Below are 19874 nucleotides of genomic sequence, written 5' to 3'. Positions count from 1 at the left end.
CAATTTACTAATTCAACAATTAACCAGATCAACAATTTAACAATAACCGGTTCAACAGTTCAACAATTAACCACCTCCCAAACAGCTACAAATAGAAAATGACGATCACGATTAGAGGCGAAGAATTAGTTTTAGACAAAGAAAGGGCAATATATTTACCGCAACAACAGCTTTTGGCCATTAGCGACCTACATTTAGGTAAATCGGCGCATTTCCGCAAAGCTGGATTACAAGTGCCGTCTACATTAGCACAAAGTGATTTGCAGCGATTAACCTTTCTAGTGGAAAGATATCAACCTAAAACCTTGCTTATCAATGGCGATATGTTTCACCATGATGTAAATACAGATGTAGATGACTTTGAAAATTGGAAAAAACAATACCCGAATTTAAAGTTGGTGCTGGTGAAAGGAAATCATGATAAATTGGCCATTGCGCAATACCAAAAATTGGGTATCGAAATTCACGAACCCAGTTATTGCACCCCTCAATTCTGCTTTATTCACGATACCGTTAAATGCACAGAAGAAAACCTTTATCCTATTAGTGGGCATGTACATCCCGGAATTACCATAGTTGGTAAAGCGAAGCAAAGCTTAAAATTTCCATGTTTTTACTTTGGGAAAGACTATGCTGTAATGCCCGCCTTTAGTGTATTTACAGGATTATTTATGGTGAAACCTAAAACACAAGAACAGGTTTACGCAGTTACACCCAGCAAAGTAATTAAGGTTTAACTATTGCTTTCTATAACTTGTTTAAGTTGTGCTGCCTGTACCACCCCACTCTGGCGCCAGATCTGCTTTCCATTTTTAAATAAAATGAGCGTAGGAACACCTTGAATGTTGTAGGCTGTGGCTGCATTCCTGTTTTTATCAATATCAACTTTAATGATTGCCGCTTTTTCTCCTATCTGGCTTTTCACCTGATCTAAGATTGGCATCATCATCTTACATGGTCCGCACCATTCGGCGAAAAAATCAACCAAAACAGGTTTGTCACTATTTATAAGTTCTGAGAATTTTGACATTGTACTGAGTTTAACTTAAAAACAATAAACTTTATGTGAAGTTTGAAAATTAGCTAATTAGCTAATCTGCGCTTCGCTAATTCTTCTTGTAAGCTTAACATCCAATCATTAAACATCGCCTCCTCTATCTTTACAATCTCTATCGCATGTTTTTCCCAATCAGCATCAAACTCGCGGAGCTGATTTAACATTTCTTCTAAATGTCCTTCCTCTTCTAAAATAATTGATTTTACTGTTACTTTACTTCCTAATGCGCTCAGTACATCTTGATAGACAGGATAAAGTTCATCAGCTCTTACTTCTATGGCATAGGTTACAAATAGATATGCTGCAAATTTAAGCCCGGACCCTCCTAAATTAAAGTGATCTTTTAAGTATCTGCACACCCTTACATCTAGCGTATTTAAATAAAAACGGGTATGACTTGGCACTAAGAGCTCTTCATTTGTATACGTTTTACATACATTTTCATCAAGCTTTGCCAATTGTTTTTTAAGGTAGTAGGCATGACGATGTTCTTCTGCAGCATGCTTTAAAATTAACAACGTAACTTCTTCCTTATGCTCGGATGCCGAAATTTTTCGGGCGCCTGCATTTTCCATAAAAGAAAGCGTATTTAACCATTTGGAATGCAAGGCATTATCGCTAATTATTTTTTCTAGAATGGGAGCTAATTGCATTATATTTCGTCTAAAGCCTGTTTGATAGTTGCGTAAATGTACATCAAATCTTCATCTGAAATTACATATGGAGGTAAGATATAAACGATATTGCCTAATGGTCTGAGCACAATTCCTTTATCTAAAAAATAATTATAAAGCTCATCCCTCAAGCCATTTAAATAAGAGGTTTCATTATCTGTTTGCCACTCTATCGCGATAATGGTACCCGTTTGTCGTACTGTTTTAACCTTTGGATGATTTTTAATCTGCTCGAAAAATTGGGCATGTTTTTTTTCAATCCTCTTAATATTTTTAAGGGTTCCCTCATCCAATAATAGATCTAAACTAGCCAATGAAGCTGCACATGCCACTGGATTTGCCGTGAAGGAATGTCCATGATAAAGTGTCTTTAATTTATCATCGCTCAAAAAAGCATTAAAAATCTGATCATTACAGCTCGTAACTCCAAGTGGCATGGTGCCCCCTGTAAGTCCTTTGCTTAAACAAAAGATATCTGGATGGTAGCTTAACTGTTCGCAAGCAAAATACGTTCCCGTACGACCGAAACCCGTCATTACCTCATCAGCAATGGTTAAAATATTATTTTCAGCACAACAGGATAGCAATTGATCCAAGTATTTAGCCTCATACATTTGCATCCCTCCAGCACCTAATATGAGAGGTTCGAAAATAAAACAAGCGAGGCTGGCTTGGAGATCTGAGATGTGAGATATGAGATGTGAGATATTATCTGCAATAGGCAAATCGATAAACTCTACATCAAATAGCATTTCGGTGAATGGATTGGTAAAAATACTTCTCCCACTCACAGACATGGCTCCAAAAGTATCACCATGGTAGGCATCCTTAAATGCTAACACCTTTTTTTTACTGGTGCTACCACTATTGTTCCAATATTGGAGGCACATTTTTAAAGCCACTTCTACCGCTGTAGATCCATTATCGCTGAAAAAAATCTTTTCTTGTTTTCCTGGCAGTAAGGGCAATAATCGCTCTGCTAAAGTTACCGCAGGTTCGTGCGTAAACCCGGCAAAAATTACGTGTTCAAGAGTTTTTAATTGTTGGGCAACCTGTTGGGCAATATGTGGATGTGCATGTCCGTGAATATTTACCCACCACGAAGACACTGCATCAATATATTTTTTATTATCCTCATCAAATAAATACACGCCCTCGCCTCTAACTATTGGGATTGGATTTTGGGCATTTTTCATCTGAGTATAAGGATGCCAGATTACTTGTTTATCGCGCTTAATTAAACTCATACTAGTGCCTTTTCTTCCTCTCCACCCATTGGTTCAGCCACAACAACAGGTTTTATTTGATAACGAATTAATAAAAACAGGATTAAAATCAAAAGCGCAATTGTGCAATAAATAGAACTTTCAATCCCAAAATTACCTCCTGAAAGATAGGTATTACCGAGAGGATGGGCAACCAAAATACCAGGTGGATCTGTTCCGCTTACCTTATATCCCAACAACACACCCTGTGTAAAATTCCATCCAAAATGGATCCCGACCGCCCAATAAATGTTTCTTTTAAGTAAAATGAGCATCGAGAAGAGTGCCCCTGCCAACGCAATATTTATCATTGCTACCCATGTAAACCCAGGATTTGCCATATGTGCAGCGCCAAAGAGCACACTCGTTAGTACTATTGCCGCAAACGTGGGATACCTTTCTCCGAATACCATTAAGGGAAATGAACGAAAAGTAAATTCTTCAAAGACAGCAACTAAAATGTAGAACAATAGGTATCCCAAAACCAACATTATATTGCTGTGCCCCCAAGTAAAAGACACATTTCCAGCAAGAAGAGCTATTCCTCCACACAACAACATAATCGCTGCCCCGATCAACGTACCTTTTCCAAATGCTGAAAGTATTTTTTTTCTAACGATAAAAACGGTTTCAAAATCATACTGCTTAAAAACCCTAAAAATCATCAACAACGCGCTTAGAACAATTAATACTACAATGGCTTCTGAAAGGATGTCGAAAGCTAGAGGATGGAGTTTGCTTTCATTAATTACACCAAGCTCTGTTAATAATCCGAATGGAATAGCGCATAAAAGGAGAAAAATGATAAATAACAATACCTTAAGAAATGGCATTGAATAAAAGAGCAATTTCTTTAACATGATATTAAATGGAATTTTTTAGAAGTCTAACCACGGTTTGATCTGTTTTAAAAGTAACATCCGTTTCTGATAGCTCGTTTATCTTAACCCATCTAAACGACTGGTTAGAATTAGGATCAAAATCAAAGACCCTTGTTTTAAATGGTAATTGCAGTGTATTTACTGCTTTAACCAAGTAGTAGATGCTAATCACCTGACTTTCGTTAAAGGAAGATTTTTCATAAAAATCGGTGGTGTAGAAATGTCCGGTTACTTCAACTTCGGCATCACATTCTTCCATAAACTCCCTTTTAAGTGCGTCGATCAAACCTTCGCCCAATTCTAGTCCACCCCCAGGAAATTTTGTAAAGTTCTGCTCATACTCATATTCATCGCTTAACAACACTTCATTCTGTGCATTTATCAACAAACCGTAAACTCTCACGTTAAAGTAACTCATTGGCTAAAGTGTTTTTGATTTTTGGTAGCATTTTCCATCGTCCATCTGATCTCGCCTTTAAAATCTTCTTGCCTAACCGGGCAATTTGGCATTTTACAATAGTTACAACATGCGGGCAAGCAGGGATCGGCATGGATAAAGAGTTCTGTGCGATAAGCACTTGCTCCGTTTATGAGATGATCGATATTTGAGATTTCCTGATGCACCGTTGTTAAATCGAAATAGTAGGGCAAGGTTACATGACAATCGATATGGAGTTCGGTGCCATATTGTTGGGCCCTTAAATTATGTACATCTATCCAGCTAGGCGCTCTGTTTTCTTGTAGGATCCGAACAATATCATACACTAGTTCGATGTTACTCTCGTCCATTAATCCACCCACTGATTTTCTGGTTAACTTATAGCCGTTATAGATTATATAGATGCCAAGGGCGATAGAGATTGCCGTATCAAGCCACAAAATCTGGGTAAGCTGAATTAAAATAATTCCTATCACTAGGCCCCCACTACTCACAGCATCCGTTAATAAATGCTTTCCATCCGCTTCCAATGTTAAGGAACGATTCTTTTTCCCGGTATTGATCAAATAAAATCCCACCAATAGATTAACCAGTCCGGTAGCTCCAATAATGATGGCACCATCATATAACTGTTTAATTTCTTTGGGGTAAACCAGGTCGTATCCCGCTTTTAAAATAATAATGATGCCTGCAATTCCAATCAGCACACCTTCTACAAACGCCGAAAAAAATTCCACTTTTCCGTGCCCGTACGGATGGTTCTCATCTTTTGGCAAGGTTGATAAGTAAATACTATAAAAAGCAAATGAACTGGCCAAAACATTTACTATACTCTCGGCAGCATCGGTTAAGATAGCATTAGAATTGGTTAAAAAATAAGCTGCAAACTTTGCCAGCATCAAAATGACGCTTACACAGAGTGAGATAAGAATAGCTTTTTTTGTAGGTTGCAAATTTTGATATTTTGATTGGCAAAAGTACAGTTTCGACATGAAATTATACGAAAATTATCTTTTTTTAGTAGCTAATCGTCTATGATTTTTATATTTGCGCATTCACATAAAATTTATGACGTTTTTATCCCGAAGAATTAATAGCTTGTCTGAATCTGCGACTCTTAAAATGACTAAGCTTGGTAGAGAATTAGCAGCAAAAGGTGTTAACATAATCAGTTTAAGCATTGGAGAACCAGATTTTAATACTCCTGAACACGTAAAAGATGCGGCCAAAAAGGCATTAGACGAAAATTATACCCATTATTCGCCAGTTCCGGGCTATCCAGAACTGCGCAAAGCCATCAGCAATAAGTTAAAGACCGAAAATAATCTTGATTATGATATTTCGCAGATCGTTGTTTCTACGGGTGCGAAACAATCTTTGTCTAACGTAATTCTTACTTTGATCAATCCTGGGGAAGAGGTGATCATCCCTACTCCATATTGGGTTTCTTATTCAGAAATGGTTGTTCTTGCCGAAGGAAAATCTGTGTTTATCGATACCGATTTAGCAAGCAACTTTAAAATTACACCCGAGCAGTTAGAAGCAGCTATTACGCCAAAATCAAAGCTTTTTATGTTCTCTTCTCCTTGTAATCCTACTGGATCAGTATATAGCAAAGAAGAACTGGCCGCTCTTGTAAAAGTTTTCGAAAGGTATCCGAACATCTTCATCTTATCGGATGAAATTTATGAGCATATCAATTTTATTGATAAACATGAGTCTATCGCCCAATTTGAGAGCATTAAAGACCGTGTAATTATTGTAAATGGTTTCTCTAAAGCATTTGCAATGACAGGATGGAGATTGGGATACATTGCTGCAAGCAAAGAAATCGCAGCCGCAAATGACAAAATGCAAGGGCAAACCACCTCTGGAACTTGTTCTATTGCCCAACGTGCCGGAATTGTGGCTTATGAACAAGGTTTAGAAACGGTACTCGAAATGAAAAAAGCCTTTGCTAGGCGCCGATTATTGGTTTACGATTTATTAAATGATATCCCAGGGGTGAAAACCAATTTACCTGATGGTGCGTTTTACTTCTTCCCAGAAATAAGTTCATTCTTTGGTAAGAAAGATGCGGAGGGAAATGTAATAAAAGATTCTTCCGACTTAGCGTTGTATCTATTAAACGTTGGTCATGTTGCGACCGTAGGAGGCGATTCATTTGGCAATAACAATTATATCCGCCTTTCTTATGCAGCCTCAGATGAAAATTTAGTGGAAGCGTTAAGAAGAATTAAGGAGGCCCTTGCTAAGTTAACCAATTAGTCTTGCAGGGATTCCTTTGGCACAGTTTTCAGTTGGGAGTTTTCACATGGGAGTTGGCTCGCAAAACAAAAAAGAGGATCAGTGGTCCTCTTTTTTGTTTGGTTATAAATAGTAAAATATAAGTCTTATACAATGCGCTGAGTAAAGTTCACTAACTTTAGATGCTCAAATTTTTCCGACTTCCGACTTCCGACTTCCGACTTCCGACTTCCGACTTCCGACTTCCGACTTCCGACTTCCGACTTCAAACTCCCAACTCAACTCCTTATCGCCTCTACCGGATCTAATCGTGAAGCTTTATAAGCAGGCCAGAAGCCAGCAATTACGCCGATAATAACAGACACGCTAATTCCCAGAAGGATATTGCTAAAATTGAGCACTATATCCACATCTGCCGCCAAGGAGACGACCAGTGTGCCAATATAGACCAATCCTAGTCCTAACAAGCCTCCCAACAAGCATAAAACAATCGATTCGAAAATAAACTGGAAAAGGATAAAATAATTTTTGGCACCCAATGATTTTTGTATCCCAATAATATTAGTCCTTTCATTTACAGAAACAAACATGATGTTTGCTGTTCCAAATCCACCTACCAAAATTGAAAACCCTCCCAGGATCCAACCTGCAATTTTTACCGCCTGGAACATAATGTCAAGCTGATTAGACAGCATAGTAGTTTTATTTAACGAAAAATCATCTTCCTGTCCGGGTCTTAATCTACGGATAGACCGCATCTGGCCCTTTAACTCCGCTTCAACCTCTTCCAAACTGATGTTTTCTTTACCTCTTACTGTAACAAATGGATCGTACCTTTCACTATTGATATCGAAAATACTTTTCGCCAGATTAAGCGGAATGAGCACATTTTTATCTTGCGACATGCCCATCATGTCATCTCCTTCTTTTTTAAACACTCCAACAACCGTCATCCTTCTGCCCATTACTTTAATTTGTTTACCGATTGGATCTTCGCCATCAAATAAACCTTCGCTCACTGCCGCGCCTAATATACAAATCGGTGCGCCCGACCTGCTTTCACTTTCGGTAAAATATCTTCCTTCCTGAAATTCGAGGTCCCAGGTTTTATCATATTCGAAGGTGGCAGCATTTAAGCTAATGCCTTCTACACTATTGCTCCTATATTTTATGGTTCTTCCGTTAGCCCCTACTTGATAACACACACCAACAGCCATATCCATGCGGTCTTTTAGCGCATCATAATCTCTAATAGAAGGTTCAGGTCTATTCACATATTTCCACCAAGGAAAATTATCACTAAAGATCCATGGCCATTTTTGTACAAATAATGTATTGGATCCCAGTTTGTCAACGCTGCTCTGGATCTTGCTGCGCATCGTATCAACGCCGGTAAACACAGCAATGATGATAAAAATACCAATGGTAATGCCCAATAGGGAAAGTGCCGTCCTTAATTTATTTTGGCGTAGTGCGTCCCAAGCAAATCTGAAGCTTTCGCCTATTAGTCTAAAAATCATCATCATAACGTTTAGACCAAAAATAGCCAAAAAGGTTACAGGTAGGGTTAAATTGTGTAAAAAAATATGAACATGCGTTAAGCGTAGAGCGATAAGCGTAGAGCAATGAGCGTAGAGCGATGAGCGTAGAGCGATGAGCGTAGAGCGATGAGCGTAGAGCGATGAGCGTAGAGCGATGAGCGTAGAGCGATGAGCGTTAAGCGATAAGCGTAGAGCGACAAGCGTAGATCGACAAGCGTAGAGCGATAAGCGGAATTTCTTTCTTTTTATCGATAACAAGACTTTAGACTTTACGCTTTTATCTTTCAGTTCAATTTAAGCTTAAAGTAATTATAATAAACAGAATTAAATTTCGTAAATTTGCGCCCTAATTTACTACATCAAAAAACATGAAGTTATCTCAATTTAAGTTTAATTTACCTGAATCGCTCCTAGCGAATACTCCTGCCGAAAACAGAGACGAAGCCCGTTTAATGGTTTTGCACAAAGATAGTGGCAAGATTGAGCACAAAATTTTTAAGGACGTTCTAGGTTATTTTGATGATAAGGATGTAATGATCCTAAACAATACGAAAGTTTTCCCTGCTCGTTTATACGGTAACAAAGAAAAAACAGGCGCAACCATTGAAGTATTTTTACTTCGTGAACTTAACAAAGAATTGCGCCTATGGGATGTTTTGGTTGATCCAGCCCGTAAAATCCGCGTTGGAAACAAATTATATTTTGGAGATGATGATCTTTTAGTTGCAGAAGTAGTTGATAATACTACATCTCGTGGACGCACCATTCGTTTCCTTTTTGATGGTACCGACGAAGAATTTAGAAAAAACGTAGAAATTCTAGGAGAAACACCCCTTCCAAAATATATCAAACGTAAAGCTACCGCTCAGGATAAAGAACGGTATCAAACTATTTTCGCAAAGCATGAAGGTGCGGTTGCAGCCCCAACTGCCGGTTTGCACTTTAGCAGAGAGTTGATGAAAAGATTGGAACTAAAAGGTGTTGAATTTGCCGAAGTTACTTTACATGTGGGTTTAGGTACCTTTAGACCAGTTGAAGTAGAGGATTTAACCAAGCATAAAATGGATTCGGAGCAATTTATTATCGAGCAGCCAGCTGTTGATACGGTAAATAAGGCTCTCGAAGATAAAAGAAAAATCTGTGCCGTGGGTACTACTTCCATGCGTGCGATCGAATCAGCGGTTTCATCTGGCAAAAAATTAAAACCTGCGAACGATTGGACAAGTAAATTCATTTTCCCTCCTTATGATTTTAGTATAGCCAATTGCATGATTACTAATTTCCATACCCCAGAATCAACTTTGTTAATGATGGTAAGTGCATTTGGTGGTTACGAAAATGTAATGAATGCGTATCAAGTTGCATTAAAAGAAAAGTATCGCTTTTATAGCTATGGCGATGCAATGCTGATAATATAGTTACGCGTTTAGCGTTTGGCGATAAGCGCCGCTAAACGCCAAACGCTAAACGCAAGACCTTATGAAGTATTACGCAATAATTGTTGGTGGTGGCTCTGGTAAAAGAATGCAGAATGCGATTGCCAAACAATTTTTATTGCTAAAAAACAAGCCCGTGCTGATGCACACCCTATCGGCATTTTACACTTCTCCCTTTAAGCCTGAAATTATTTTAGTGCTGCATCCCGATCTCCATCGGTATTGGGAAGAATTATGCCTTAAATACGATTATACTGTTCCTCATGTGCTCACCAATGGCGGCGAACAAAGGTTTCACTCTGTGCGAAACGGATTAATGGCCATTAAAGGAGAAGGAATTGTAGCTATTCATGATGCGGTTAGGCCGCTGGTAAGTGCAGCATTGATCGCTAAAACCTATGAATTTGCCGAAGAAAATGGAAATGCAATAGCATGTATCAAACCTAGCGATTCGATCAGAAAGGTTAAAAATAACAAGAGCAAGATTGTTAACAGAGACAAATTGGTATTGATCCAAACCCCACAGACCTTCGAAATTAGTCAGTTAAGAACGGCCTACCAACAACATTACAAACCGAAATTTACGGATGATGCAAGCGTGGTAGAGAAAGCTGGATTTAAAATCAATTTAGTTGAAGGAGAAAGAAATAATCTAAAAATAACATTTCCTGAAGACCTAGAATTAGCTAATTTGCTAATTAGATAATTAGCAAATAAATTAAAGAGCCTCGTTCAACTTGAACAAGGCTCTTATAAGGTTAAGTTATTTTCTAGGCTGCTCCCCTGATAACTCTTAATAGAACAGCAACAATTGCAATTACTAATAATACGTGAATAACGCCTCCTGTGTAATAACCACCGAGGAAGCTAATTGCCCAAATGATTACTAGAATAACTGCGATTACATAAAGTAGATTTCCCATGACTTTGAATTTTAGGTTAAGTTTATTTTTTGTTATGAATTTTGATTTCGATAACTTAACAACTATAATCCTAAAATTGTTCTGAAAAATAAAAAGACAGGTGTAAAAAATCCAAAAAGCCAATTTAAACTGCTCATCCGATCACTCATCCGATGAGCACAGTAAATAAAAAAGCCTCAATCTTCATTGGGGCTTTTAAAACTTTTCTGATCTAATATTCATCTTCGTTGAAGAAGAAATCATCTTTAGTTGGGTAATCAGGCCAAATTTCTTCAATGGTTTCATAAGGTTCACCATCATCTTCTAAAGCTTGTAAATTTTCAATCACCTCAACGGGTGCACCAGAACGAATACCGTAATCTATTAATTCGTCTTTTGTAGCAGGCCATGGAGCGTCTTCCAAATGCGATGCGAGTTCTAATGTCCAATACATATTCTTATTATTAATTATTCTAAATTCTGAAAGCGCAAAAGTATGTTAAAAAAAATGAGCAAAACAAATATTTTTTTCCACCATTTAAATTCGGGGGATCCAAATGTTTTCTTGCGTTTTCGCATCAACATTCAGTTTCCTTGCCAAAACAAATAAATAATCGCTTAACCTGTTCAAATAAATTGTAATATTGCTGTCAACAAAACTCTCAGCCGCCAGTTGAACTGTTAATCTTTCGGCCCTTCTACAGACACAACGTGCTAAATGACAGTAAGATACTGTGGTATTTCCACCAGGAAGGATGAAGTGTTTTAAAGTTGGTAAAACTTCATTCATAGTATCCATTTCATTTTCTAAAAGAGTAATATCACTAGCCAAAAGATCGGGGATTTTCATTTTAAAACGTTCAGGGTCAGCAGCTAATGATGACCCAATTGTGAATAACCTATCTTGAATTTCTTTTAGTACCTGCTGATTATACCCATCAATATCCTGGCACATGATCAGACCTATATAAGAATTTAGCTCATCAACAGTGCCGTAAGCCTCAATGCGTAGATGATATTTCGGTACACGCGTACCTCCAATTAGTGAGGTCTGACCTTGATCGCCGGTTTTTGTGTATATTTTCATAGCCTGGGGCGGGGAGCGTAGAGCGTTTGGCGGGGAGCGTTAGTTTAACGTTGCCGCTTATCGCCATGCGCTATGCTTCCTTGTTTTCTAAATCAGTTAACTTAGGAGAAACTGTCTTGATATCTTCGTTAGCATAATCTTTTTCGATTAAGCCATCTCGCATTCTCACAATTCTATGTGCATGCTGAGCTATATCCTCTTCGTGTGTTACCAAAATAATCGTATTTCCTTTGCTATGGATTTCTTCTAGAAGTCCCATTATCTCAATTGAAGTTTTGGTATCCAAATTTCCTGTAGGCTCATCAGCCAATATAATAGAAGGATTATTGATCAATGCTCTAGCCACTGCCACACGTTGGCGCTGACCACCAGAAAGTTCGTTCGGTTTGTGGGTAATACGATTGCCTAATCCTACATTTTCTAACGCTTTGGTAGCACGTTCAGAACGTTCTCTTTTTCCGGCGCCGGCATAAATTAAGGGTAAAGCCACATTATCTAGCGAAGTTGAACGTGGTAAAAGGTTAAAAGTTTGGAAAACAAAGCCGATCTCCTTGTTACGGACTTCGGCTAGTTCGTTTTCAGACATGTGACTAACATCTGTGCCATTTAGGATATAATCGCCTTTACTCGGTGTATCTAAACAGCCTAGGATATTCATTAATGTAGATTTTCCTGAACCCGAAGGGCCCATTAAAGCAACAAACTCTCCTTTATTAATGGTTAGGCTAACAGATTTTAAGGCGTGGATTACTTCTGTTCCAATTACATATTTACGACCAATATCTTTAATGCTAATGAGTGATTGCTTCATTGTTTTTTCTTTTTTAGACCTATCTTACCTAATTATTGTTACACCGTAAGTTAATTTCAATTTTTCATACCTATTTATCAGTTATCAAGCCGATTGGTTTTATCACTATTTTTTTCTGTGGGCGCAGCCATGGCAGTTTCTATAATTTTGGGCACTAAGAAGAAACTTTCGTTATGTAGAGCCGCATTTTTTAATCCGTCAGCAACACTAATCTCCTGCTTAACGCTATCTTCTCGCCACACATTTACTTCTTCATTCATGTAAACCAAAGGCTTTACACCTGTTGTATCGAGCTCATTAAGTTTTTCCATAAAAGTAAGAATCTTATTCATCTCTACAGTCAATGCATCAACTTCGTTATCATGTATGGCTATCCTCGCCAAATCGGCAACTTTATGTACTGTTTGTTTGTCAATTTTCATCTTTTGTATTTTTTCGCTCAACATCTATGCATTCAGGCTATTCAATCGGCCTGCCTGGTCACTGTGGATGTAACTTACTATTAATTTTCTTAAATACTTCTTCCTTTAATGTATCAGCGCTATCTTCGCCCAAAGTTAAAGTAGAAATCGGTTCGTGCACAAAAATATCTCCAACACCTGGTCTGGTACCATATTTCATGCCATTATCCCACATCAACTTCCAAGCATTGATGATACTAACCGGAACAATCGGAATATTTTTCTCAATCGCTAAGCGAAATGGCCCATTTTTAAACTCTTGTAAAACGGGTGGATAGCTTTCATCAATTCTTCCTTCTGGAAAGATAATCAAGCTCATCCCCTTTTCTAAATTTTCACCAGCTTTTTTAAATGCCCTAAAGGCAGAGATTTTACTTTCACGGGATACCGCAATATCTATCGTTCTAAAAAAGATCCCCAATACTGGATTTTTCATCAATTCTTCCTTTCCCATAAAATGATATCGCCCTTTCGCTAAAAGACAAAAAATAATAATATCCAGATTAGAGGTATGATTTGCACAATAGATAAAGGTTTGTTTAGGATCCAACTTCTTCTCGAATTTAAAACTAAAGAAGATACCCACTAAAGCACTAGCTAAAAACGAGTGAATAGCCCTCATTCTATTTAAGAATAAATAAGATCGGGGATTTTTGCTAGCGAAGTAATAGAATGGCCAAAATAGAATGAAGAAAAACAGGATACAAAATAGGCAATAGACGAAATGGATCTTCTTGAGCAGTTTAATCATCATCGTAAAAATACAATATTCTATAGAAAGGAACAATAATTAGCTAATTATCAAATTAGCTAATTAGCTAATTGTTTTTTTTCATAATTTCGACCCATGATCAAAGAAACGGTTGTAAGCGGAATCCGCTCTACAGGAAACCTACACATTGGAAATTATTATGGCGCGGTAAAGAGCTTTGTGCAGATGCAGCACGAATACAATTGTTATTTTTTTATAGCCGATCTGCATTCTCTTACCACACATCCTACTCCGGCAGATTTACATGGCCATGTGAAACAGGTATTGGTTGAGTATTTGGCATGCGGCATCGATCCAGAAGAAACTACCATTTATATCCAATCTGATGTACCAGAAATTGCGGAACTCTATTTGTACTTAAATATGAATGCCTACAAGGGCGAGTTGGAACGCAGCACTTCATTTAAAGATAAAGTGAGGAGCAATCCCGATAATGTGAATGCCGGGTTATTGACCTACCCTGTATTAATGGCTGCAGACATCTTGATCCATAAAGCGGTTAAGGTTCCGGTAGGGAAAGATCAGGAACAACATTTAGAAATGGCACGTACGTTTGGCAATAGGTTCAATCGGCTTTATGATAATGATTATTTTCCTGAGCCTTTTGCTTTTACCTATGATAAAAATTTAGTTAAGGTTCCGGGATTGGATGGAAAAGGGAAAATGGGAAAATCTGAAGGAGAAGGAAATGCGGTTTACTTGTCGGATACCCCAGAAATTATTCGCAAAAAAGTGTCGAGAGCGGTTACCGACAGCGGGCCAAGCGAAGAAAATCAGGCAAAGCCAGAGGCGATACAGAATTTATTTGAGTTGATGAGAATTGTATCTTCAGCTGATACTTTAGCTCATTTTGAACATCAGTACAATACTATGAACATTCGTTACGGCGATTTCAAAAAGCAATTGGCCGAAGATATGATCATTACCACAGCTCCAATGCGTGAGCGGATCAATGAAATTGCGGCCGACACCTCCTATCTTCGCCAGGTGGCGAAACATGGCGCACTTAAAGCAAGGGAAAGCGCACAAAAAACAATTCGTGAAGTAAGAGAATTGATAGGATTTAAAAGTTTTTAATTACATTGCGTTAGGCGATTAGCGTCGAGCGTTACCCTAACGCCTAACGCCTAACGCAAGACGCAGAACTCACAAAATATGCACATAGCAATAGTTGGAAATATAGGCGCAGGAAAAACTACTTTAACAGGTTTACTGGCAAAAAATTACGGATGGGAAGCTTTATATGAAGCGGTTGACAATAATCCTTATCTCGAAGACTTTTATAGCGACATGAAGCGCTGGAGTTTTAACCTACAGATCTACTTTCTAAATAGTCGTTTCCAACAAATAGTAGAAATTGATAGTCATAAACGTAATGTGATCCAAGATCGTACCATTTATGAAGATGCACATATCTTTGCAGAAAACCTGCACGAAATGGGCTTGATGACTTCTAGGGATCATGATAACTATAAAGCAATATTTGGGAATATCACCTCGTTTATTAAACCACCAGATTTATTGGTCTATCTAAGAGCTTCTGTACCCACTTTGGTTAATAACATCCAACGTCGGGGTCGCGAGTACGAAGCCAGTATTAGAATTGATTATTTATCAAAGCTGAACGAAAAATATGAGGCATGGATTAAAGGCTATAATTTGGGTAAATTGTTAATTTTAGATAAGGATAGATTAGATTTTACGAATAATCCCGAAGATTTGGGCGCAGTAATCCAGTCGATTGAAGCTGAGATTAATGGCTTGTTCTAGTCAAGCGATAGGCGTTTAGCGAAAAGCGGTGGATCTCCAAAACTAAAGACATTAAATTACTTAACATGTCAGTCTGAGCGTAGTCGAAGACATCAATAAGTGGTGAACTATCCTTCGACTACGCTCAGGATGACAATAATTTTATAAAATTCTCAATGAAAAGCCTTGGCATTATTCCCGCTCGCTACGCTTCTACCCGCTTTCCGGCTAAGCCATTAGTTGATATTGCGGGTAAAACAATGATTCAACGGGTTTATGAGCAGGCAAAAAAGTGTGATTTAGATCATGTGGTAGTAGCCACTGATGATGAAAGGATTGCTAGGGTGGTACGAAGTTTTGGTGGCGAAGTGGTGATGACCGATACCAAACACCAAAGTGGTACAGATCGCTGTGCTGAAGTAGCATCGGCATTGCCTGATTACGAAATCGTTATAAATATACAGGGTGATGAGCCTTTTATAGATCCTCAGCAGATTTCGCTGGTAAAATCATGCTTTACCGATAAAAGCATCAGATTGGCTACACTGATTAAAGAAATTAACACAGACGATGAATTGTTTAATACAAATATTCCCAAGGTGGTAATTAATAGTAATCAACAAGCCATTTATTTTAGCAGGCACCCCATCCCCTACATCCGCAATGCGCAAAAACAAGAAGAATGGGTAAGCATGCATCAATTTTATAAGCATATTGGCATTTATGGGTACACCCGCGAAACCTTGTTAGAAATAACCACCCTATCCCCGTCATCCTTAGAGCTTGCCGAAAGTTTGGAACAGCTCCGTTGGTTAGAAAACGGGTATCAAATTCAAACAAAAGTAACCGGATTGGAAACCATCGCCATCGATACCCCAGAAGATTTAAAGAAAATTATTTTTTAGGATATTTTTTTATCTTCGAGGTAAATAAATCCTAAATGAAACTTCGCCATCTCCTATTACTCTTTGCTCTTTCGGTTTTCGTTGCTTGTAACTCATCAAGCAATAAAGTTGCACCACTACCTGAGAAAACAATCACCCATTCTTTTACGGATACGTTGCATTTAGATACTTTTAAAGTCGTTTTGAAGGGGAAAGATTCGAAAGACATGAGCTTGTTATTCACTATTCATAATTACAAAGGTCAACAAATTTACAAAGAGGAAATAAGGGCAGAAAAATTGCTTAAGAGTTATCTGGCAAGCGAGGATTTGAAAAAGGAAAACGACAAGATCAAATTTTTAAACGACGAAATTAATTTCTTTTTTGAAGAAGAGCATTTTTTAGTTCCTGCAATAACAGCAGAAGAAAAACCTGATAAAAATACCCCTGATAAAGGTTTCTATGAAGAATTAAAGCAAAACCAATTGAACGGTTTTTCGTATAGCTTAGGTAAGGACACCCAAATTTATATCGCCTGGTCTATCAAAGAGCAAAAGGTTAAGGTTTATTACAAGTGCTGTTAACCATTGCTTAATAAAAAATCAAATAAATTTACATCCGGGTTTAATCTTAATTTTTTGCGGAGGCGATAGCGGCTTACTTCTACGGCACGAGGGGTTATATTTAACAGCTGTGCAATTTCTTTAGACGACAGGTTCAGTTTTAAATAGGCACAAAGCTTCAGGTCGCTCGGACTTAAATTTGGGTATTTAATTTTGAGATGACTGAGAAAGTTAGCATGCACATGGTCAAAATGAATGGCAAATTGGTCCCAATCATTATCCAGCTTCTTAGCTTCGTTTAATAATCGGATTACTTTTTTTAAATCGTCTGCAGTGTCCTTACTGGAAGTTTGTTGCACCAAAGGTAAAAGTTCATCCCCAATCTTTGAAAGTAATTTCCCTCTTTGCACCAGGTGCATGGTTGCCGTGGCCAATTCTTTGTTCTTAAATTCTACATCTGCCTCTAATTGCTTCTTTTCTAGTTTGATGATCTGTTGCTCATTACGTTCGATCTCTAATTGGTGCTTCTGCCTTAATTTTGTCTGTTGCTTTTTGTGCTCCTTATCCTGGAACTTGATCAATTGATAAATCAGAAAAGCAAAAAAGATAAAATAGATGAAAATGGCCAAATTACTCCTGTACCATGCAGGTTTAATGGTAAAACTATAACTGATAGGCTTAGATTCATTGCCCAGATTATTCCTCGCTTTTACCCTGAACGTATAGTTTCCCTGGGCCAAATTGGTATAATCTTTTTCACTCTTACTGTTCCAATCAGACCAATCTTCATCATAACCTTTTAGCTGGTAACTAAATTCTATGTTCTCCCTTTGTTCAAACAGGGTTGATGCATATTCAAAATGCAAGGAATTGTATTCGTACGAAAGTTTCACCGGGTTATTGTTGCTCTTGGAGAAATAACCACCGAACAAAATACTATCTTTTTTACCTGATAATCTAATTTGCCCTAACAGCACATTGGGCTGATAGATATTGGCCGCATATTTTTTATAATCGATATGAATGAGGCCTTTATTGGCCCCAATAAATATATTACGGTCGTTGTAGGGATAAATATTCTCAAAACCTGCTACAATTTTTGAGGTTAATTCTGGCAGCTCAACGATAGAAAAATCATCTTTTCCTGATTTCTTTTTAAAATCAACTACCCCAACTTTTTTATTTGCTACAAACCAAATGTTACCTTGCTGGTCTTGATTAAGGTACTGAATAGAGAGTTGTTTAAAAATCGGCTTAAAAAAACTACTTGGATAAAATTTCTTTTTAGCATTATTATACTCATATATCCCATTGTAGGTTGCTGCAACAATTCTATTTTTAACCGAAAAGATGTAGTTGTATAAGGTTAAAGGTAGTCCGTCTGCCTTGGTTAGCAGGGTGGTTCTAATTATTTTAAGTCGATCGGGCGATAGGTCTAATTTATAGATCCCACGATAAGGGTGCGATGCCCACACACAATTTAGCTTTTGGTCTACAACAATAAACCGCAATGGCTCATTTAATGCAGATAAAACTCCCTTGGCCTTAAATACATTATCCTTATAGTTAATCAACTGTAGCCCCGTATATGTGCCAGCTACGATGTTGTTAGGCAGGCTATCGCGGGCCAGTCCAGCATAAAGCCAGGTCCCTAATCCCGTATACAATGGTTTTGCTGTAAAGTTGTCAATTACAGAAGCACCGTCTTCATTGGCCAAAAGCAAATGCTTATTAATTTCAGACAGGCCCCAGGTTTGTCCTTTAGAATTGCTTACTTCTGTAAATTTCCCTGGAGAGTTACTCAGGTCGTCTTGGGTAATTTGTAATGGTGCTGCAAAAACACCATTAGAAGTTCCAACGTATAACTTATTTCCAAAAATCCAGCTGGCATAGCTAGACACCTGCTTATTCCTGTCGGGATAGATGTGTTTGATTGCACTATTAAAAGCGATAAATCCAATCCCATCATCTAGGCCGAGCCACAAATTTTGATGCTGATCTAGTAAAACGCTTCTAATGTTACTATTATTCAGACCCTCTGCATAAGAAAATTGCCTTACAATATTCCCTTTTTTATCTACGATTAACAATGCAGAAGAGGTGGTGCCAAAAGCATACAGATGTGCATTGATCTGAATGGCCCCATTAATTCTTTCGTTGCAGAATATCCGGTCGTTAATTGTCTTTTTCTCAATTAATTTTTCGCCATGCAAAAGGAACAGACCATCTCTTAATGTCGTAATTAGTAACGTATCAGCACTATAGGGAAGAATGGAAGTAATCACCAAATTTTGGATTCTTTTATCCTTACACTTTATCACCCATTGGTTATTCCTTAAAACTTTAATTCCCATATTAAATTCTTGGGCAAGAACTTCCTGGTTTACAAAGCCTAGGTATACCCAAGATAACACACTAGGATATACTTCCATCCGATTATTTTTTAACCTAAAGATCTTATTTACAGTTCTAAAATAAACTTCATTGCCTTGGATGGCTATATCCCAAACATCCGGAAACTGCTTTTCATTTTTTGGAATACTACCTTTAAGTGAATGATAAATTAACACCCCATTCTGATCTGGATAGAAATAACCAATCTCGTCTTGCCCACCAATAAATATCCTTCCAATACGGTCTATTTTAACAGATCGAACTATTGTTTTATTGGGAGTTGGGTAGAGTTTCCAATAGGTTCCATTAAATGTTAATAAACCTTCGTTATTAGCGAAGTATAAAATTCCATTGTTGTCTTGTGCAATGCCCCAATTTTGTGTTCCGCCCTTGTAATCTAAACTGGTGTAGCTACTCACCTGCGGCAAACCAATTGGATCCTGGGCTTTGAGTAAAAAGCCATGCAAAAGCGAAAGCAATAAGAGCAATATCAATGATCTCATCTTGTTCAAGACAGTATAATATAATTGGTTAGCGTAATTAACAAATATTGTTTATTGAAGATAACAAATTTATCAATGTTGTAGTACAATATTGCGTATTCAAGTTGATTTTGAAGAAAAAAGTTGTTCTTGTATGGGTATTGTAGTGGGTAGATTTTTCATTATTACCCTATCACCCAATTATATTTGTTGTAACATGTTTGTGATT

General features: G+C 37.7%; 22 protein-coding genes. 8 read left to right on the top strand and 14 right to left on the bottom strand.

All coding sequences use genetic code 11. The annotated features are described in order from the left end of the window. The first annotated feature begins 98 nt into the window (after positions 1 to 98). Positions 99 to 737: a ligase-associated DNA damage response endonuclease PdeM gene (gene pdeM / locus AC6H0V_RS04835; RefSeq protein WP_497562584.1), complete on the top strand. Its 639-nt coding sequence runs from the start codon at positions 99 to 101 to the stop codon at positions 735 to 737. Here pdeM and trxA read toward each other — a convergent pair. From trxA to AC6H0V_RS04805, 6 genes are read right to left on the bottom strand one after another with little or no spacing between them, the layout of a single operon-like run. Then, entirely contained in the window at positions 734 to 1030 is a 297-nt protein-coding gene (gene trxA / locus AC6H0V_RS04830) for a thioredoxin (RefSeq protein ID WP_497562583.1), read from the bottom strand. The two genes, pdeM and trxA, sit on opposite strands and share 4 nt — an antisense overlap. Positions 1031 to 1083: 53 nt before the next feature. Then, positions 1084 to 1710: a hypothetical protein gene (locus AC6H0V_RS04825; RefSeq protein WP_497562582.1), complete on the bottom strand. Its 627-nt coding sequence runs from the start codon at positions 1708 to 1710 to the stop codon at positions 1084 to 1086. Further along, the gene (gene bioA / locus AC6H0V_RS04820) at positions 1710 to 2978 is read right to left on the bottom strand and encodes an adenosylmethionine--8-amino-7-oxononanoate transaminase (RefSeq protein ID WP_497562581.1); all 1269 of its coding nucleotides are present in this window, start codon (positions 2976 to 2978) and stop codon (positions 1710 to 1712) included. The genes AC6H0V_RS04825 and bioA overlap by 1 nt, the downstream gene beginning before the upstream one ends. Further along, complete coding sequence (locus tag AC6H0V_RS04815; RefSeq protein ID WP_497562580.1) at positions 2975 to 3856, bottom strand: CPBP family intramembrane glutamic endopeptidase; 882 nt, start codon at positions 3854 to 3856, stop codon at positions 2975 to 2977. Before AC6H0V_RS04815 ends, bioA begins: the two co-directional genes overlap by 4 nt. 4 nt (positions 3857 to 3860) lie before the next feature. Beyond that, entirely contained in the window at positions 3861 to 4295 is a 435-nt protein-coding gene (locus AC6H0V_RS04810; RefSeq protein WP_497562579.1) for an NUDIX domain-containing protein, read from the bottom strand. Further along, positions 4292 to 5308 carry a cation diffusion facilitator family transporter gene (locus AC6H0V_RS04805; protein WP_497562578.1) on the bottom strand — a complete coding sequence of 339 codons (1017 nt, stop codon included), beginning with the start codon at positions 5306 to 5308 and terminating at the stop codon, positions 4292 to 4294. The genes AC6H0V_RS04810 and AC6H0V_RS04805 overlap by 4 nt, the downstream gene beginning before the upstream one ends. A 76-nt stretch (positions 5309 to 5384) precedes the next feature. On the opposite strand from AC6H0V_RS04805, the gene AC6H0V_RS04800 reads away from it, so the two are divergent. Beyond that, entirely contained in the window at positions 5385 to 6584 is a 1200-nt protein-coding gene (locus AC6H0V_RS04800; RefSeq protein WP_497562577.1) for a pyridoxal phosphate-dependent aminotransferase, read from the top strand. A 257-nt stretch (positions 6585 to 6841) separates the two neighbouring features. Here the strand turns inward: AC6H0V_RS04800 and AC6H0V_RS04795 are convergent, their stop codons facing one another. Further along, positions 6842 to 8086, bottom strand: coding sequence for an ABC transporter permease (locus AC6H0V_RS04795; protein ID WP_497563361.1), 1245 nt, complete (start codon positions 8084 to 8086; stop codon positions 6842 to 6844). 386 nt (positions 8087 to 8472) lie between these two features. Between AC6H0V_RS04795 and queA the strand changes: the two genes are divergently transcribed. Together queA and AC6H0V_RS04785 are read left to right on the top strand one after the other, a co-directional pair. Next, on the top strand, positions 8473 to 9522 hold the full coding sequence (gene queA, locus AC6H0V_RS04790) for a tRNA preQ1(34) S-adenosylmethionine ribosyltransferase-isomerase QueA (protein ID WP_497562576.1): 1050 nt from the start codon (positions 8473 to 8475) through the stop codon (positions 9520 to 9522). Positions 9523 to 9583: 61 nt separating this feature from the next. Further along, a complete protein-coding gene (locus AC6H0V_RS04785) occupies positions 9584 to 10246 on the top strand; it encodes a 2-C-methyl-D-erythritol 4-phosphate cytidylyltransferase (RefSeq protein WP_497562575.1) in 663 nt (220 codons plus the stop codon). A gap of 64 nt (positions 10247 to 10310) precedes the next feature. Here AC6H0V_RS04785 and AC6H0V_RS04780 read toward each other — a convergent pair whose 3' ends face one another. The 6 genes from AC6H0V_RS04780 to AC6H0V_RS04755 form a co-directional block, all read right to left on the bottom strand. Continuing rightward, on the bottom strand, positions 10311 to 10463 hold the full coding sequence (locus tag AC6H0V_RS04780; RefSeq protein WP_497562574.1) for a lmo0937 family membrane protein: 153 nt from the start codon (positions 10461 to 10463) through the stop codon (positions 10311 to 10313). Between the two features lie 211 nt (positions 10464 to 10674). Continuing rightward, positions 10675 to 10896, bottom strand: coding sequence for a DUF2795 domain-containing protein (locus AC6H0V_RS04775; protein WP_008240955.1), 222 nt, complete (start codon positions 10894 to 10896; stop codon positions 10675 to 10677). A gap of 84 nt (positions 10897 to 10980) precedes the next feature. Next, a complete protein-coding gene (locus AC6H0V_RS04770) occupies positions 10981 to 11529 on the bottom strand; it encodes a cob(I)yrinic acid a,c-diamide adenosyltransferase (RefSeq protein ID WP_497562573.1) in 549 nt (182 codons plus the stop codon). A gap of 70 nt (positions 11530 to 11599) precedes the next feature. After that, the gene (locus AC6H0V_RS04765; protein WP_497562572.1) at positions 11600 to 12340 is read right to left on the bottom strand and encodes an ABC transporter ATP-binding protein; all 741 of its coding nucleotides are present in this window, start codon (positions 12338 to 12340) and stop codon (positions 11600 to 11602) included. A 77-nt stretch (positions 12341 to 12417) separates the two neighbouring features. Further along, positions 12418 to 12762 carry an Asp-tRNA(Asn)/Glu-tRNA(Gln) amidotransferase subunit GatC gene (gatC, locus tag AC6H0V_RS04760; RefSeq protein WP_497562571.1) on the bottom strand — a complete coding sequence of 115 codons (345 nt, stop codon included), beginning with the start codon at positions 12760 to 12762 and terminating at the stop codon, positions 12418 to 12420. 58 nt (positions 12763 to 12820) lie between these two features. Beyond that, a complete protein-coding gene (locus AC6H0V_RS04755) occupies positions 12821 to 13423 on the bottom strand; it encodes a lysophospholipid acyltransferase family protein (RefSeq protein ID WP_497562570.1) in 603 nt (200 codons plus the stop codon). Between the two features lie 225 nt (positions 13424 to 13648). On the opposite strand from AC6H0V_RS04755, the gene trpS reads away from it, so the two are divergent. The 4 genes from trpS to AC6H0V_RS04735 all read left to right on the top strand — a co-directional run bounded on the left by trpS (position 13649) and on the right by AC6H0V_RS04735 (position 16790). After that, a complete protein-coding gene (gene trpS, locus AC6H0V_RS04750; RefSeq protein ID WP_497562569.1) occupies positions 13649 to 14650 on the top strand; it encodes a tryptophan--tRNA ligase in 1002 nt (333 codons plus the stop codon). A 78-nt stretch (positions 14651 to 14728) separates the two neighbouring features. Continuing rightward, entirely contained in the window at positions 14729 to 15343 is a 615-nt protein-coding gene (locus AC6H0V_RS04745) for a deoxynucleoside kinase (RefSeq protein WP_497562568.1), read from the top strand. Between the two features lie 155 nt (positions 15344 to 15498). Continuing rightward, positions 15499 to 16227, top strand: a complete 729-nt coding sequence (gene kdsB, locus AC6H0V_RS04740; RefSeq protein ID WP_497562567.1) for a 3-deoxy-manno-octulosonate cytidylyltransferase — start codon at positions 15499 to 15501, stop codon at positions 16225 to 16227. A gap of 35 nt (positions 16228 to 16262) precedes the next feature. Further along, positions 16263 to 16790 carry a hypothetical protein gene (locus AC6H0V_RS04735; RefSeq protein ID WP_497562566.1) on the top strand — a complete coding sequence of 176 codons (528 nt, stop codon included), beginning with the start codon at positions 16263 to 16265 and terminating at the stop codon, positions 16788 to 16790. Here the strand turns inward: AC6H0V_RS04735 and AC6H0V_RS04730 are convergent. Further along, positions 16787 to 19666 (bottom strand): helix-turn-helix and ligand-binding sensor domain-containing protein, encoded by a 2880-nt coding sequence (locus AC6H0V_RS04730; protein ID WP_497562565.1) that lies wholly within the window; start codon positions 19664 to 19666, stop codon positions 16787 to 16789. The two genes, AC6H0V_RS04735 and AC6H0V_RS04730, sit on opposite strands and share 4 nt — an antisense overlap. Between the last annotated feature and the right edge of the window lie 208 nt (positions 19667 to 19874).

Source organism: Pedobacter sp. NO84 (genome assembly GCF_059703915.1).
The sequence above is the reverse complement of the archived record's forward strand: the minus strand, read 5'-3'. Positions and strand labels throughout refer to the sequence as shown.

Excerpts from the sequence above, each read along its gene's own strand:
- pdeM (WP_497562584.1), top strand. The coding sequence starts at position 99 with ATGACGATCACGATTAGAGGCGAAGAATTAGTTTTAGACAAAGAAAGG.
- trxA (WP_497562583.1), bottom strand. The coding sequence starts at position 1,030 with ATGTCAAAATTCTCAGAACTTATAAATAGTGACAAACCTGTTTTGGTT.
- AC6H0V_RS04825 (WP_497562582.1), bottom strand. The coding sequence starts at position 1,710 with ATGCAATTAGCTCCCATTCTAGAAAAAATAATTAGCGATAATGCCTTG.
- bioA (WP_497562581.1), bottom strand. The coding sequence starts at position 2,978 with ATGAGTTTAATTAAGCGCGATAAACAAGTAATCTGGCATCCTTATACT.
- AC6H0V_RS04815 (WP_497562580.1), bottom strand. The coding sequence starts at position 3,856 with ATGTTAAAGAAATTGCTCTTTTATTCAATGCCATTTCTTAAGGTATTG.
- AC6H0V_RS04810 (WP_497562579.1), bottom strand. The coding sequence starts at position 4,295 with ATGAGTTACTTTAACGTGAGAGTTTACGGTTTGTTGATAAATGCACAG.
- AC6H0V_RS04805 (WP_497562578.1), bottom strand. The coding sequence starts at position 5,308 with ATGTCGAAACTGTACTTTTGCCAATCAAAATATCAAAATTTGCAACCT.
- AC6H0V_RS04800 (WP_497562577.1), top strand. The coding sequence starts at position 5,385 with ATGACGTTTTTATCCCGAAGAATTAATAGCTTGTCTGAATCTGCGACT.
- AC6H0V_RS04795 (WP_497563361.1), bottom strand. The coding sequence starts at position 8,086 with ATGATGATTTTTAGACTAATAGGCGAAAGCTTCAGATTTGCTTGGGAC.
- queA (WP_497562576.1), top strand. The coding sequence starts at position 8,473 with ATGAAGTTATCTCAATTTAAGTTTAATTTACCTGAATCGCTCCTAGCG.
- AC6H0V_RS04785 (WP_497562575.1), top strand. The coding sequence starts at position 9,584 with ATGAAGTATTACGCAATAATTGTTGGTGGTGGCTCTGGTAAAAGAATG.
- AC6H0V_RS04780 (WP_497562574.1), bottom strand. The coding sequence starts at position 10,463 with ATGGGAAATCTACTTTATGTAATCGCAGTTATTCTAGTAATCATTTGG.
- AC6H0V_RS04775 (WP_008240955.1), bottom strand. The coding sequence starts at position 10,896 with ATGTATTGGACATTAGAACTCGCATCGCATTTGGAAGACGCTCCATGG.
- AC6H0V_RS04770 (WP_497562573.1), bottom strand. The coding sequence starts at position 11,529 with ATGAAAATATACACAAAAACCGGCGATCAAGGTCAGACCTCACTAATT.
- AC6H0V_RS04765 (WP_497562572.1), bottom strand. The coding sequence starts at position 12,340 with ATGAAGCAATCACTCATTAGCATTAAAGATATTGGTCGTAAATATGTA.
- gatC (WP_497562571.1), bottom strand. The coding sequence starts at position 12,762 with ATGAAAATTGACAAACAAACAGTACATAAAGTTGCCGATTTGGCGAGG.
- AC6H0V_RS04755 (WP_497562570.1), bottom strand. The coding sequence starts at position 13,423 with ATGAGGGCTATTCACTCGTTTTTAGCTAGTGCTTTAGTGGGTATCTTC.
- trpS (WP_497562569.1), top strand. The coding sequence starts at position 13,649 with ATGATCAAAGAAACGGTTGTAAGCGGAATCCGCTCTACAGGAAACCTA.
- AC6H0V_RS04745 (WP_497562568.1), top strand. The coding sequence starts at position 14,729 with ATGCACATAGCAATAGTTGGAAATATAGGCGCAGGAAAAACTACTTTA.
- kdsB (WP_497562567.1), top strand. The coding sequence starts at position 15,499 with ATGAAAAGCCTTGGCATTATTCCCGCTCGCTACGCTTCTACCCGCTTT.
- AC6H0V_RS04735 (WP_497562566.1), top strand. The coding sequence starts at position 16,263 with ATGAAACTTCGCCATCTCCTATTACTCTTTGCTCTTTCGGTTTTCGTT.
- AC6H0V_RS04730 (WP_497562565.1), bottom strand. The coding sequence starts at position 19,666 with ATGAGATCATTGATATTGCTCTTATTGCTTTCGCTTTTGCATGGCTTT.